At 51.8% G+C, this 14,004-nt stretch carries 14 protein-coding genes and 5 pseudogenes; 13 read left to right on the top strand and 6 right to left on the bottom strand.

Annotation, left to right across the window (positions count from 1 at the left end):
• Window positions 1-111 precede the first annotated feature (111 nt).
• The 5 genes and pseudogenes from H6F43_RS23075 to H6F43_RS10545 all read left to right on the top strand — a co-directional run.
• Window positions 112-334, top strand: a pseudogene (locus H6F43_RS23075) (SDR family oxidoreductase); the annotation flags it as partial.
• The gene (locus H6F43_RS10530; protein WP_242025500.1) at window positions 331-771 is read left to right on the top strand and encodes a DUF302 domain-containing protein; all 441 of its coding nucleotides are present in this window, start codon (window positions 331-333) and stop codon (window positions 769-771) included. The pseudogene H6F43_RS23075 and the gene H6F43_RS10530, both read left to right, overlap by 4 nt.
• 35 nt (window positions 772-806) lie before the next feature.
• Window positions 807-1,196 carry a DUF6130 family protein gene (locus tag H6F43_RS10535; RefSeq protein ID WP_190342729.1) on the top strand — a complete coding sequence of 130 codons (390 nt, stop codon included), beginning with the start codon at window positions 807-809 and terminating at the stop codon, window positions 1,194-1,196.
• Between the two features lie 281 nt (window positions 1,197-1,477).
• Window positions 1,478-2,428 carry a dicarboxylate transporter/tellurite-resistance protein TehA gene (tehA, locus tag H6F43_RS10540; protein WP_190342730.1) on the top strand — a complete coding sequence of 317 codons (951 nt, stop codon included), beginning with the start codon at window positions 1,478-1,480 and terminating at the stop codon, window positions 2,426-2,428.
• 52 nt (window positions 2,429-2,480) lie between these two features.
• A pseudogene (locus tag H6F43_RS10545) lies at window positions 2,481-2,968 on the top strand (DUF1622 domain-containing protein).
• An 8-nt stretch (window positions 2,969-2,976) separates the two neighbouring features.
• On the opposite strand, the gene H6F43_RS10550 reads toward H6F43_RS10545, so the two are convergent.
• The 5 genes and pseudogenes from H6F43_RS10550 to H6F43_RS10570 form a co-directional block, all read right to left on the bottom strand.
• Window positions 2,977-3,624, bottom strand: coding sequence for a cysteine hydrolase (locus H6F43_RS10550; RefSeq protein WP_190342731.1), 648 nt, complete (start codon window positions 3,622-3,624; stop codon window positions 2,977-2,979).
• A gap of 248 nt (window positions 3,625-3,872) precedes the next feature.
• Window positions 3,873-4,862 (bottom strand): alpha/beta hydrolase, encoded by a 990-nt coding sequence (locus H6F43_RS10555; protein WP_190342732.1) that lies wholly within the window; start codon window positions 4,860-4,862, stop codon window positions 3,873-3,875.
• 165 nt (window positions 4,863-5,027) lie between these two features.
• Window positions 5,028-6,491 (bottom strand): NAD(P)/FAD-dependent oxidoreductase, encoded by a 1,464-nt coding sequence (locus H6F43_RS10560; RefSeq protein ID WP_190342733.1) that lies wholly within the window; start codon window positions 6,489-6,491, stop codon window positions 5,028-5,030.
• A gap of 237 nt (window positions 6,492-6,728) precedes the next feature.
• A pseudogene (locus H6F43_RS23080) lies at window positions 6,729-7,110 on the bottom strand (alpha/beta hydrolase); the annotation flags it as partial.
• Window positions 7,111-7,374: 264 nt separating this feature from the next.
• A pseudogene (locus tag H6F43_RS10570) lies at window positions 7,375-8,721 on the bottom strand (ISKra4 family transposase).
• A 461-nt stretch (window positions 8,722-9,182) separates the two neighbouring features.
• Between H6F43_RS10570 and H6F43_RS21855 the strand changes: the two are divergent.
• From H6F43_RS21855 to H6F43_RS10585, 4 genes are read left to right on the top strand one after another with little or no spacing between them, the layout of a single operon-like run.
• Window positions 9,183-9,470 carry a hypothetical protein gene (locus H6F43_RS21855; RefSeq protein ID WP_199290260.1) on the top strand — a complete coding sequence of 96 codons (288 nt, stop codon included), beginning with the start codon at window positions 9,183-9,185 and terminating at the stop codon, window positions 9,468-9,470.
• A gap of 5 nt (window positions 9,471-9,475) precedes the next feature.
• Window positions 9,476-10,147 (top strand): Mu transposase C-terminal domain-containing protein, encoded by a 672-nt coding sequence (locus H6F43_RS21860; RefSeq protein ID WP_199290261.1) that lies wholly within the window; start codon window positions 9,476-9,478, stop codon window positions 10,145-10,147.
• Window positions 10,141-10,977, top strand: coding sequence for a TniB family NTP-binding protein (locus H6F43_RS10580; protein ID WP_347272396.1), 837 nt, complete (start codon window positions 10,141-10,143; stop codon window positions 10,975-10,977). Before H6F43_RS21860 ends, H6F43_RS10580 begins: the two co-directional genes overlap by 7 nt.
• Window positions 10,974-11,177 (top strand): hypothetical protein, encoded by a 204-nt coding sequence (locus H6F43_RS10585; protein WP_190342734.1) that lies wholly within the window; start codon window positions 10,974-10,976, stop codon window positions 11,175-11,177. Before H6F43_RS10580 ends, H6F43_RS10585 begins: the two co-directional genes overlap by 4 nt.
• Before the next feature lie 403 nt (window positions 11,178-11,580).
• Here H6F43_RS10585 and H6F43_RS10590 read toward each other — a convergent pair whose 3' ends face one another.
• Window positions 11,581-11,841 carry a hypothetical protein gene (locus tag H6F43_RS10590; protein ID WP_199290262.1) on the bottom strand — a complete coding sequence of 87 codons (261 nt, stop codon included), beginning with the start codon at window positions 11,839-11,841 and terminating at the stop codon, window positions 11,581-11,583.
• Window positions 11,842-12,094: 253 nt separating this feature from the next.
• On the opposite strand from H6F43_RS10590, the gene H6F43_RS10595 reads away from it, so the two are divergent.
• The 4 genes and pseudogenes from H6F43_RS10595 to H6F43_RS10610 all read left to right on the top strand — a co-directional run.
• The gene (locus tag H6F43_RS10595; protein ID WP_190342735.1) at window positions 12,095-12,277 is read left to right on the top strand and encodes a hypothetical protein; all 183 of its coding nucleotides are present in this window, start codon (window positions 12,095-12,097) and stop codon (window positions 12,275-12,277) included.
• Window positions 12,278-12,438: 161 nt separating this feature from the next.
• The gene (locus H6F43_RS10600) at window positions 12,439-12,837 is read left to right on the top strand and encodes a helix-turn-helix domain-containing protein (RefSeq protein WP_190342736.1); all 399 of its coding nucleotides are present in this window, start codon (window positions 12,439-12,441) and stop codon (window positions 12,835-12,837) included.
• 102 nt (window positions 12,838-12,939) lie between these two features.
• A complete protein-coding gene (locus H6F43_RS10605) occupies window positions 12,940-13,740 on the top strand; it encodes a DDE-type integrase/transposase/recombinase (RefSeq protein WP_190342737.1) in 801 nt (266 codons plus the stop codon).
• Between the two features lie 14 nt (window positions 13,741-13,754).
• Window positions 13,755-13,914 (top strand): annotated as a pseudogene (locus H6F43_RS10610) (Mu transposase C-terminal domain-containing protein); the annotation flags it as partial.
• Between the last annotated feature and the right edge of the window lie 90 nt (window positions 13,915-14,004).

Consider the following 14,004-nt stretch of genomic DNA (forward strand, 5'->3'; position numbering starts at 1 on the left):
ACGAAAGTGGACAAATTGATTGCCGATTTAACGACTGAAACCGTTGCTTCTGTGACTGGCTTTGGCTTTATTGTAGATGCGCTATCTGTCGCAGGCATTTTTTGATTTGGTATCAGTCCTGGCGTGGTGCCAACTCCTGGTTACGATCACCTGGGGCTGAATGATGAGCAGTTGCAGGCATTTGTGAACAGTCAAGCTGTCACCATTCATTCCATTAGGACGAGTCGGCACGCCCGATGAAATCGCCAAAGCCGTTGTCTTTCTCGCGTCAGATGACAGCAGCTTTGTGAACGGCATTGAGCTGTTTGTTGATGGTGGTATGGCACAGATTTGAAGCGTCCAAACATAGTCATCACCAAAACAATCAAAGTATCTCTTGTTATGACTGCAAAGAATGGCATTATCAGCCAGCCTAGTCCCTATTCGGTGACTGAAACCATCGATCGCTTAGTCGCCACCCTTCAATCAAAAAGCATCACTATTTTTGCCCGCATTGATCAGCAGGTGGAAGCCGATAAAGTGGGATTCAGCCTGCGTCCAATGCAATTATTATTGTTCGGTAGCCCGCAAGCTGGAACGCCGCTGATGGTTGCAGAACCGACAATCGCCCTGGATTTACCGTTAAAATTGGCGGCTTGGGAAGCGGCAGATGGCAAGGTGTGGCTGAGTTACGACGATGCCCGTTACTTACAACAACGGTTCTCGCTCTCCGATGCATTGGTGAAGCACATTGATGTCATTGCATCGCTCATCCATCAAGTACTTCTCTAAGCAGCGTTTTAATCCACTCATTTGGATACTTAACTATGACGGACTATCCTCCTAGCGCTAAGGACATTCGCGGTCCATCACCATTGATTGCGATCGCCAACGAGCCACCCGCCAAGCTGATTGTCGATCCACCGCTGCCCGAATCGCTGGCTCAGGGTCGCGTCTTCATCCAGTACCGCACAGAGAACCTACGCGTGTTGCCCGTGTTCGGCGAAGGTGCCCTCGACGTATCGCCGCGCATCGGTCACATGCACATTACCGTCGATGACGCGCCCTGGCACTTTGTTGATGCCAGCGGCGAAACCATCATTCTCGTCGGATTGGAACCGGGTCTGCACAAGGTGCTGATCGAGTTAGCTGACCCTACACACAAAGTCATCACCAGCGAAACGGTGACGTTCACGCTGCCCGCTCCTAGATCATGAGTGGGCACCCCATTCTCCTCCCAACTGACCTTCGCACATGACACAAACAAGATTCACACTATGCCTTTATCAGGTAGTGGATTTGGATTCCTTCATAAAGGCAGTTCGGTCGATCAGAATCTCGAAGATCAACATTTCGAGCACTGTCATGATGATTGATGTTGTTGCACTGTTAATTCATTAAGTGCCTCTTTGAGCAACGCCTCAATCCACTCGCTTGGATATTTGACTTGAAAAAAACACGTTTAAAGCTTACTGGCTTGAGAACCAGTCTCAGCCGTATGCCTGCTTCTTTTTTTAGTATGGTTCTCGGTTTAGTGGGGCTAGGAAGCTGCTGGCGAGTAGCTGGTAAAATCTGGCAGCTGCCTGTCTGGGTTGGCGAAAGCATTATGCTGCTTGCCGCTGCCGTCTGGTTCATGTTGTTGCTGCTTTATATCAGCAAGTGGCTGTGGGCGAGAGAGGGTGCTCTAGTTGAGTTCAAGCATCCCATTTTGTGTTGTTTTATTGGGTTAGTGCCTGTGTCTACGTTGCTGGTGGCGCTAGCGATCGCGCCCTATTCCCATGCGAGCGCTGTGGCGCTATTCGTGGTCGGCGCGATCGGTCAGTTGAGTTTTGGTGTATATCGTTCCGGTCAGTTTTGGATGGGTGGACGCAAGCCAGAAGCAACCACGCCTGTACTTTATCTGACGGGAGTTGCAGGGAGTTTTGTCAGTACGATCATTGTCAGTAGCCTCGGTTATCGAGAATGGGGCGTGTTGTTTTTTGGGATGGGGATGTTCTTGTGGCTGGGACTGGAATCCATCATCATGCAGCGCCTCTACCTGTTGGAAGCGTTACCCAAACCCCTACGTCCAACGCTCGGTCTTCAACTGGCGCCCCCTGCTGTCGGCTGTGTTGCCTACCTGAGCATTACCAGCGGTCCGCCCGACATCTTTGCCCAAATGCTCTTGGGCTACGGCTTGTTGCAGGCCTTGATTCTACTGCGGCTGATGCCGTGGTTGTTTCAACAACCCTTTACTGCATCTTATTGGGCATTCACGCTCGGTATTGCTGCCTTGACGCTGGCATCCTTGCACTTTGTGGAACGCAGCATGACTGGCATGATGGAAAGCTTGGCAGTACTACTCTTCATTGGTGCCAATATCGCGATCGGCAGTATTGCCTTGGGAACGGTACGACTGCTGCTGCGGGGCAAACTTCTGCAGGCAGCAATATCCGCAAAAGCGGACTGAACCCAATCGATCGTCGAGAAGATCTTTAAATCAGCGATTGCAGTAGAAAAGCGTGAAACACGAGCCATCGCGAGATTCCCTAGCCAACTTGCTGTTGCCGCTTGCCCTGATTTTGGGCTTAGTGTTGCTGCTGAGCCTGAACACAGGCCACGCTGATGGCGTATCTGAGTCAGTCCGCTAGAAGCATGGCTGAAAATCATGGTGGGCTATCTAGCAGCAGGGGCAGAAATTGCAGCGGCAGTGGTCATTGATGGCGCGATCGTCCGAGGGAGCACAAGCTATGTACGCCAGCTATTCTTCCGTAAACAACCGCTTGATGCCACCGAAGGGATTCGTCTCTTAGGACGTGTGCTGGCATTAGATCTAGGATTTACTGTTGCCAGTGATATTCTCCGCACGGCAGTAGCACCAACGCACTAAGACATCTTGAATTTGAGCGCGATCGTCCTATTGCGAACACTGCTTAACTACTTTCTAGAACGTGAAATCCAGCAGGGAGAACAACGCCATTCACCAGAGCAATTTGTTTTCACAACATAACTCCACTATCACCGCATAATTTCCACAATCTCATCTGTGGATAAAACGGCATTGGCAATATACCCAAAGTTAATCAGTGCCGCCTTGTAGCCATCACCCAATTCTGGATGGCGCGGAGCTGCTGTTGCATCCTTAACGACGAGTACCTCAAAGCCCTGTTCGATTAAGTCGCGGAGGTGAGCTTCAACACAAAGATTTGCCAACATCCCCAGCAGAATCACTTTGCTGAGGTTACGCTTCCGCAGTTGCAAACCAAGATCGTTATTTTGCGGTCCATAAACCTTGTGAGGGTTGACCACAATCGTCTTGCCATCTTCAATAAAGGGTTTGTAACGATCGAGCCAGTCAGCACCCGATCCTAAGAAACCATCAAGCGTTAAAGGTCCACGGCGATCGAACTCCTTGACCCCCAGCATCATCTGCTCCAGGGTGCCGGTAATTTTCCAGTTATAGTCAGTCGGATAGTAGTAGTGGGGGGAAATAAACACTTCAAAGCCATTCTGCTTGGCGGCTTTGAAGACGCGTTCGATGTTCTCGACGGTCTTATTGTCTTTGACGCTTTCACCAACCAGATCCCAGGAGACTCCTGTTTCGCTTAAGACATCGTTTTGTGGATCAATCACGACGATCGCGGTGTCATTCTTGTTGATATTCATGTTTCTCCTTGTTTATATTTACAGGGTTCTTCTCGTTAGGTGCGATCGCACTGAACGGTCTCAATCTCGTTCGCCTGTTCAAACGCGAACTGTGAAATCGATCGCCATCTGACTTACCCAATAAAGATTGAATAAGTCAGAGTGCTCTTAAGCCCGCGATCGCGAAGCCCTGCCCGCAAAACGCGATCGTCATACCTCGACAAAAGCGAGAATTCATCGCAACGGCGGGCAAAAAAAATCGGTTTTTATTACAGATATTTCTTCAGTTCAGCGGCTGCGTGGACAAACAGCGAACGAACCGCTGGAACCTCGGCTAAACCAGTCAGCAGCCCAAAATCATGAATCATGCCGTTGTAACGCACGGTTGTCACTGTCACTCCAGCCTCATCGAGCTTGCGTCCATAAGCCTCGCCACCATCACGCAAAATATCACTCTCTGCCACCTGAATTAACGCTGGAGGTAAGCCTTTCAGTTGCTCAACCGTCGCCTGTAGGGGAGAGGCATAGATATCTTTGCGCTTTGCTGGGTCAGGGATGTACATGTCATACATCCACTTCATCCCTGGTGTAGTTAAGAAACGTTTGTCACCAAATTGGTGATAAGATTCCGTTTCAAAATCAGCATCGACGATCGGCCACATCAAGATTTGCAGCTTAATGTGCGGCCCTCCCTTGTCTTTTGCCTTCAATGCAGTCACAGCCGTCATGTTGCCACCGACACTGTTTCCGACAACTGCCAGATTTTTGCCATCAACCCCAATCTCTTCACCGTGTTCGGCAACCCATTTGGTCGCGGCATAGATCTCATTAATCGCTTGTGGGTATTGAGCATCTGGAGTGCGCGTGTAGTTGACAAAGACACCCGCAAACCCAGAAAGCACAACGAGATTGCGAACCATGTGCTTGTGCGTTGGATAATCGCCCAACACCCAACCGCCGCCATGAATAAAGATGAAAACAGGCAATATGCCTTTGACCCCTTCAGGTCGCACGATATTGAGTGTAATCGTGTAACCATCAGCAGTAATCGTCTTCTCAGACTCTTCAATGCCGGAAAGATCGACTGGAACGGAAGCCTGTGCATCCGCGAAAATTTGACGTGCCTTGAGTGGAGGTAATGTCTCTAGAGGCACACCTCCTGAATTCAGCTCTTTCAAAAATGCCTTCACCTGCCTGGAAAGACGTGGATCATCTGCAACTTCCAAAATCTTTGCTTGTGAGTTTACTTGAGCAACCATGACATTCTCCTTTGATATGTAGTAAACAATTTGTTGAAATGACACTGTTAAGTGAATTGAATTAACAGTGATCCTTGATCAGCAGTGATTGTGGAATGGCAATCACTTTCTACTGACATCGTTTCCCAGCCGGAACTATTTGTCGCGGGTGAAAAGGTTATCGACCTAGCGAGTCGCTGCCCCGATCGGTTGTTTCCACACTGCAGCAGCATAAAGCGAGTTCTCAAAATCGGGGGCAATATCGCCTGTGATACGTGCCTCGTGATGCGCCCAGTCCTCAAAGAATAAGTCGTGACTAATGCGCGATACGATCGCCGGTACGTCGCGACGGATGCTGTGTATGTCACCGACTGGCAAGCCGAAGCTGACTAAACCAGCAGGATTAAATACGTGAATATCTTTCAGATAAGGGGCAGTGCCAGGTACTGTTTCTTGGTATTCGTGGGCGCTACCGAGGTAAGGGTGCATCCCCAAACCGTCGTCACGCAGATCTTCTGGTGGCTCGTAGCGATCGCGCCAGAGAGCAATATGCTGGGCGAAGTCGGCTAGTTCGGGACGCTTTGTTGGGTCAACGAAGTAACCCGTGCCAGCGATCGCAAAATCAAACTCGAAAACATCATCGTTCACCTGAATGGCAATCCGTTCGCCCTTGGCGGCGGCTTCCGCATCACCTATTTTCTGTGCCGATTTCCAGGGTGCAGATAAGTGGATGTGAAAGTTTGGGAAAGCGATCGCTCGCTTAATCGAATTCGGGGGTGGCGCGGTACCTGCCTGATGAAAGCGCCAAGCTTGAAACCAGCGGGCTGCATCGGGTAGTTGGGGATAATTGTCGTAAGCACCAGGGTAGTCCCGTACCCGAAGTAATGACAGAGATGCGATTTCCGATCGCCGTACAAATAGGTGTACTGCCTTAGCTCCCGATTCCAGCGCCACTCCTGCTGCATCGAAAGCTGAAGCCGCCGCACCCAGCACCGCCACAGTCTTACCGCGCAGTGCTTCAAAATCGATGGCATCGGCAGTATGCGCGTACAGCGTGCGGGGTAAATCAGCCAGGACTGGAGGTATGTATGGACCACCCGTGCCAGCCACGCCATTAGCGAAGATAATTTTGCGCGTAGTCTCTACCTGCGGGACACCGTTTACCTCAAGGTGTAGACGGAAGAAACTTGCGGCTGGCTCAATCCGCACCAACTTCGTTCGGTAACGAACCTGGATACCGAGGAAATGCCGGTACCAACTGAGGTACTCAGCCCAATCCACTCGCCCAATGCGATCGATCTGCGCGTAGGCTGCCGCACCATGCCGCGCTTCATACCAGGCTTGAAAGGACAATTCTGGGATGCCTAGTTCTGGGCCAGGCAGATGTTTCGGCGTGCGGAGTGTTCTCATCCGCGCTCGTGTCAACCACACGCCTGCATGAGCCTCGTCATCTGCTGCATCGATCTCCGTCACGCGACCGATCCCAGCACGCCGTAGCGCAAATACAAAGGTGCTACCGCTGCCGCTGCCACCAATTATTGTGACATTGTGATCGATACCAGGACGATCGGGTACCCAGTTTTCTGGATCAGGACCGAGCAGGCGTAGTGCCTCGCGGGCAGCAAAATCAAAATTGGTCATTGTTGTCATGTCGATTTCCTCAAATCTCGTCGCAATGGATGAAAAAGTCGGAATAGCAGACCATTAAGCTGTTACTAAGTTCTTGTTCGCGGGTTTGGATTGCTAGAGCGTGGTATGAACTTGTTAGGCTAGATAAACTAAAGAAATGGAACGAAAAGCATATTCGAGTGATGTAAGTGACGAAAAATGGGTATTTGGCAAAAACATTAGTGGGTCTGCATTTGATGACCTTTGCTGTTCTTATGCTTAAGCGATTTGCACAGTTGAGTTTGCAAAGTGCATGGCACCCTCTAGCATGATGTTCTCCACAACGTGAGTGGTCAGAAAGCGGCGAATATGGTCTGCGATTGTCTCTCTCCTCTTCCAGAGCAAAATGTCCTGTATTGAATAAATGAAACTCAACATCTTTCAGGTCGCGCTGATAGGGATAAGCACCTTCAGCAGGGAAGATATAGTCATTCTTGCCCCACACAATCAGGGTTGGGGGCTGATACTGGCGAAAATATTCTTGCCACTGTGGGTATAACGGTGAATTGGTGCCATAGCTATGTAATAATGCCAGCTGAATCTCACTGCTGCTAGGGCGAAGGAGAAGTTGATCCATATTTCAGATATCTGGGCTGATCGCTGGCTCGATTGCATCCGGTTACCAAAGTTCCTAGCAAGAGCATGGCGCTTAGCAATGAGTACGGTTTCATGAACATCTTCGGTTGTCTCCCTTTGTCAATGTCGAGTTCTCTTGCCTTGCAGTCAGATTTGCAACGCCTGCCTCTACTGCCTCTATTGATCCACAAGCAACCTGTTTGACCAAGGGAAGATTGCTCACTTAAAGAAATTAGGCTTGATTATTGGCTAGTGCGTTGTATGTCATTAGAGTCCCAAAGGGGCGCACCTAACGGTTGGGGGAGTGGAGATTGAGGGTGAGTGGATGATCGGCAAACAAAGGATCGAAACGACAATTAACCCAAGCCAGACGCAAATGTATTAAATGATTAAATCCTGGCTCACTCCAACGCATTCCTGTTCCCTTAAAGCGTTGTTCAATCAGCCACTTGCAAGCACTCTCTACCATGCCTGAACCAATGGGCAGTCCTGATTTTTTGAACTGCCGATACTGAAGGTGAGTCAGGTGGGTTTTGAGATACTGCCGAACTCGTTGCAACACGGGTTTAGCTGATGCAGGAGTGGAAGGATATTTCACTAAGTGTCCGAACTCTTTGACAATGCGATGCACATAACCGTGTCTCAATTGATGACGCAATCGTTCAAATCACTGTTGAGGAGTACGAGTAGGTAACGTGTTGCCATAAGCTTCGGCAGCATCCCAGAGTTGTTGGGCAGCATGATAAAAATCCAAAATTTCAATGGCAATGTCAGACAAACGTTGTTGATACAATCGCCAGAGTCCTCGTGCTCCATCGGAGATCCAAACCACTTGAGGGGCAGTGGTCATGCCTTGACGCAATGTCTCCAGGTGCAGACGCGGTTGCAGGGCATCCATGTCTCCGAGGACTGCGACTAAACGCCGTTGCTGCAAACGAGTCACCCGCCGACCGCTTCGAGTTTGAACCTGTTGGAGACGGGCAAGCACAGCAATCTTGACTTCTTGAAAGCGAATTCTGCCTTTAGCCGTGCCAAGATGGGGACGAAACGGCACACTCACCCCATCAGCGGCGATCACCAAAGGCAACGCTGCTAGCATTGGGGCGAATGACTCACTCATCGGCTCAATGCCCTTTGCCAGTTGCTCCAGTTCACCGTCTAATTGATGCATCGCCTGCCGTCCAAACTGCTGCACCCAGTGCCACAGGGTATCGCCACTGATGCGAACGCCACACAATTGCGCCAATAGTTGCTCTGCTAACTCAAACGGCAGAAACACTGCCAGTAAACATCCCAGTCGCACCAATTCCATCGAGGTTTGCTGGTAAGCCGTGATGCCAAGCACTGCATCAAACGGGGTGCAATAACTTCCAGCACAACGATTGGGACAGCGTCCGACCCGATGTCTCCACTCCACCCATCCCACTAACGTCAGCATCCGCCGACTGACAAATCCTTTGCTCTCGAATTGACAACCGCATTGCGAACAATGTCCCCACACCTGCGGTTGCTTGGCTCGTTCATTTAAGTGATGCTCTACTAATGTTTTGGCAAACCACAGTCCAATTTGCCATGCCGTTAAAACCAGACTGGCAATTGTGATACTCGTTTGCAGTTTGTCATAAAGCGGTTGCAGTTTAGGGGTCTCGAGTTCAGGGGGGAGTGAGGCGTTAGCATGGAAGCAGAAAAGTTTATTGTTGGGGGTGTCCGCTCGGGCACCCCTTTTTTGTCTCCTCTTCTATTCTCGCTAATCCTCTTTACAGTCCCCCAACTGTCAGATGTGCCCATCTGCGGTGTAAATTAAGCGAACTTGAGGATAGAGGAATGATTGTGCTTAATTTTGAACACAGCTAGTTAAGTTGACAATACCTTCCATCCTTCGACAAGGATTGGCAACCATCATCAACCGTGACCCTGACATGCTGTGGCGTTTCAAAATTTCTCTGCACCATCAAGGAATGAGGGTTCCATCCGAAAAGACAAAGTGAAATTCTCAATAAGGAATGAAGCAGACGATGGGCACACTTGCTACCTAAAAGCCATAGCAGCGGAACTTGGAGCAATATTTCGGTGTGCTTAGCCTTACGGCATGCGATTATGCCCAAGCAATATGGCTCGAGCTATGAACTTCAGCAGGCGTGGGGCACGTATGGGGTGCCGCAGTATTTGTATACGGATGGGGGCAAGGAATTCCACTCGAAGCACTTAGAGCATGTGGCGAGTGAGTTGAAGATCGTGCTGTGTCAGCGGCGCTATCCGGTCGAAGGCGGCATTGTAGAACGCCCGTATGAACGTTCAACAGCGAAGTATTTGCCACGCTACCGGGGTACACGGGTGGGTCGGTCAAGCGTCGTTCCAACCAAGCCGAATCGAGCGCGACTCTGACCCTGATGGAGCTTGAAAAGCATCTGGTGCGCTATGTGGTGGATCGCTACAACGTGAACATTGACGCGCGAATTGGGGATGAAACGCGGCTGGGACGCTGGGAAGCGGGACGGATAGCGCAATTGCGGTTGATGAGCGATCGCGAGCTGGATATTTGCTTGATGCGGCGGGATCGGCGAGTGGTGTATCGAGGAGGGTACATTCAATTCGCGAATCTGAGCTATCGGGGAGAGCATCTCGAAGGCTACGCTGGCCGATGGGTGGTGCTGCGCTACAACCCCCGGGACATCACCAGCCTATTGATTTACCAGGAAGCAGGCGGCAAAGACGAATTCTTGAGTCGTGCCCACGCGGTGGGGTTAGAAACGGAAAGCTTGTCGTATGCGGAAGCGCAAGCGATGAGTCGGCGATTGCGGCGAGCGGGACGCAGCATCAGCAACCAAACGATCTTCACAGAGGTGCGATCGCGCGATCGAGAAGTTGAGGAACAACAGCATCGTCAGACGAAGCGCGTGAGCAAAGGATCGAAGCCTGCTGGGGTGCGACCCGCGGTGACCCCAACGCCGGGTGAACCAGAACCAGAGATCGAAGCAGAAGCCCCCCCTTTGCCAATCAAAGTCCGAAACCGGCGGGTGTACGACTACGAAGCGAAGAAGCAGGAGTATGACTTGTGGTGAGTGATCTATTGGGCAAGCGGGAATCCACTGCGCCGGTCGGTTCAGAGCGGTGTGATGTGAATCGAGCCGAAATTGTGCGTTTGCAACGGCGATGGGTGGTGGAGTTAGAGCAGATGGAGTTGTTTCATCGGTGGTTGGACGGCAAGCGATCGGCGCGCCAACCGTGCCGTGTGGTGGGAGACTCGCGCACCGGCAAAACCATTGCCTGCGATGCCTACCAGCTCAACAACCCACCGCAACTGATAAGTGGCAGTTCGCTGATTGTTCCTGTTGTCTACTGGCAGTCGCCGCCCGAGAGTGGCAACCGGGAGATGTTTGAAGGGATTTTGAGTGCCTTGCTCTATCAACTCAGCCATAGCACCCTGTCCGAGATGCGTGGGCGAGTCCACCGCACCTTGAAAGCCTGCCAAGTGGAGATGCTCATCATTGATGAAGCGCATCGGTTGCGCCCGAAAACCTTTTCGGATTTGCAAGACATCCTGGATGCCCTGCAAATTGCTGTCGTGCTGGTGGGCACGGATCAATTAGACGCGGTGACGCGGCGGGATGAGCAGGTTTACCGTCGGTTTATGGCTAGCTACCGATATGAACGCCTGACGAGTGTCCAACTGTTGGAGACCAGCGAGATTTGGGAGACCCATGTGCTGAAACTGCCGCGGCCTTCAAATCTGGGCAGTGCCAAAATGCAGAAGATTTTGGGTGCGGCCACCAGCGGCTATTTGGGGTTGCTTGATCGGATTCTCCGGGAAGCGGCAGTGCGCTCACTGGAGCGGGGTTTGCCGCGCATCGAGTTGAACATTCTCAGTGAAGTGGCTGCCGAATGTCGATGAGCGAATCCCCTGAAGGTGAGGGTTGGATCTTTCAAATCGCTCCGGTGCTGGGAGAGAGTTTTGGGCATTACTTGGGACGCTTCCGCCGCGCCAATTGTTTGAGCCGGGTTGGGTTGGCTGAGTGGATGACCACCGATGTGCGGATCGTGCTGGCTGGGAGATGCCTTCCTGTGGGCAGCCGCTCAGTGCCGCGCAGTTAGCCAAGATCTCAACCTTATTGGGACTGTCTGTAGCACAGCTTGTCGCGATGCTACCAGCGGAGCGATCCAAAACCCAGGTTGCGACCCGCCTGTGCCCCAAGTGTTACGTGCACACCCCGATTCACCAGCAAGATTGGCAACGTGCAGAATTGACGCAGTGTGCGTCCCATGAGCAGCCCTTTCTGACGGCTTGCTCTGGGTGTAGCACTGTGTTTCGCGTTCCCGCTTTGTGGGAAAACGGCTGTTGCGAGCGATGCTGGTTGCCATTTGGGGAGATGGATCACCGTCGCGGCAATCAAGCCGACTGAGCCAGTAGCAATTTGATGATCCAGGTAATCTCTCTGCCGCCCGATGGCTCATGATCCTGTTGGAACTGTTTGCGAAGCTGCTTGAGGAGCGCATCCTAGGCCAGAACGTCCCCATCATACGTCCACTGAGCGGGCGTCAATCTGCGGGAAATGATGGCGCGAGATCGACCAATTTGCGCTTGATTAAGTGTGAGACAGGCCGCGAAAAAGACGGGTTGCAAGTCTTGAATCTGCCGTTCCAACTGCGCGAGTTGAAACCGCAGCTCAATCATGGCATCAATGACCTCGATGGGGTCAAGCAGGTTGGGGGCGGGTGGGTCGATCGCGGTGCGGGGTGGATGGGGATCTAGCTTCATGAAGCTGCTCAAAAGTGCGGTGAGTAAGGCTACTGTAAGCGCGATCGAGCGGCACTTTAGCGGAAGAAACTCTTAAAGTTGCCAAACGGTTGGGTTGAAGCCAGCCGAGTGGCGCAATTGCCGCGCAGCCGATTTGGCCGACTTGTCGAGACGCGATCACCTTTAGCTTTATGAGCGAACGCGACACATCCCTTGCTGAGCCGGCACCAGCGGGAACATGATCGCCTGAGTTGGTGGGAGCGGCTGAAGCGGAATGCGCGGCAGGGGAGTGATGGTGTCGCGTTTCAGGCTGTTTGTCGGCGATCTCGCGCTGGATGACGGGTTGTTTCATCGGCTGAGATGTTTAGTGAGTCATAGTTTGAGTGATGTAGTATGGCAATTTTTGGTAGTATGGCGCTGGGTGACGCCAGATTTGGGGATTGTTTTAGCGGCATAGTTTCACGGTATTTGTCGCGCTCGCTTGTATAGGGATGGAACTGGACCGATAACAGAGCGTTGCGGAGCATCGCTTTGTGTCATTAAACTGCCACAGAAAGTAACACGTTGATTGACGTGAGCGAGGATAGAATCAGGCATAGTGAGATTGGAGAACGATCGATGCCTGAAGTCGTTGATCCAGGAAGATCTAATCCGGCTGATAGAGAGCCAGTTGCCGTTCTGCGCGTGGACGAAGATGAGACGTGGGAGATCGTGGAGCCAGCCTTAGCGATCGAGATTCAGCAGCGAATTGCAGTGATTCAAGGACTGCTGGCTGCGGCAGGCACAAAAAGCTATGGCAAAGTGCAGCAGCGAGCAGCAAAAGAATTAGGCATTAGCGTCCGTAGTTTGCAGCGCCTGGTAAAACGATGGCGCGAGCTTGGCATCGCCGGGTTGAGCAAGCAATCGCGATCGGATCGTGGAGCAGCCAAAATCAGTTCAGAGTGGCAAGAATTTGTGGTCAAGACGTATCGAGACGGCAATCGAGGGAGTCGATCGATGAGTCGAGCGCAAGTTTGACTGCGGGTCAAAGCCCGCGCTACCGAACAGGGCAGTGAGAGCTATCCGAGTCGAACGACGGTTTATCGCGTCTTAAAACCGTACATTGAGAAACAGCAGCAGGTGCGCTCGGTTGGGTGGCGCGGCGATCGCATCACGCTCAAAACCTCGGATGGATTGGAGATTGGGATCGAGTGGTCGAATCAAGTGTGGCAGGTGGACCATACCCGCGCCGATGTGTTGGTGGTCGATCAAAGTGGTGGGATATTGGGGCGACCGTGGTTAACGATCGTCATCGACACCTATTCGCGGTGCATTATGGGGATGCACTTGGGGTTTGATGCGCCGAGTGCATCAGTTGTGTGTTTAGCGCTGCGCCATGCGATTTTGCCCAAACAATATAGTTCTGCGTATGAATTGCAGGGAAGTTGGGGGACGTATGGGCTGCCGCAGTATTTGTACACGGATCGGGGCAAAGATTTTCGCTCGCAGCATTTGCAGCAAGTGGCAACCGAGTTAGGCATCGTGCCGTGTTTGCGTCCGAAGCCTTCAGACGGAGGCATCGTGGAGCGACCGTTTGGCACATTCAACACGCAGTTTTTCTCCACCCTTCCCAGTTATGTCAGCAGTAACGTGGAGACGCGATTGCCTGTTGCAGAAGCTGAAGCGTGTTTCACATTGATGCAACTAGAGCAATTATTAGTGCGTTATATCGTGGATCACTACAACCAGGGAATTGATACTCGTATGGGTGATCAAACCCGACTGAGGCGATGGGAAGCCGGGCGGATTGTCCAACTGCCGTTGCTGGGCGATCGCGACTTAGATCTGTGTTTGATGCGCCGGGACGAGCGCCAGGTGTACCGGAGTGGCTATCTTCAATTTGCCAGCCTCACCTACCAGGGTGAGCATTTAGCGGCCTAAGAAGGGGAGAGCGTAATTTTGCGCTATAACCCGCGCGACATCACCACAATTTATGTTTACCTACTCCAAGACAACCAGGAAGTGTTTCTGACCCGCGCCCATGCAATGGGATGGGAAACGGAAACCTTGTCCTACCGGGAGGCACAAGCCTTACAGCAAATTTTAAGTAATTAGCCCCGCTTTGGTAAGCTAGTCAGTGAAGAATCTACCCGGTCGGTAAAATGCCTGTCGCCTATTCCACTGACTTACGGACCCGGATCATCG

Source organism: Leptolyngbya sp. FACHB-36, from assembly GCF_014695955.1.
In the GTDB taxonomy this organism is placed as follows: domain Bacteria; phylum Cyanobacteriota; class Cyanobacteriia; order Leptolyngbyales; family Leptolyngbyaceae; genus FACHB-36.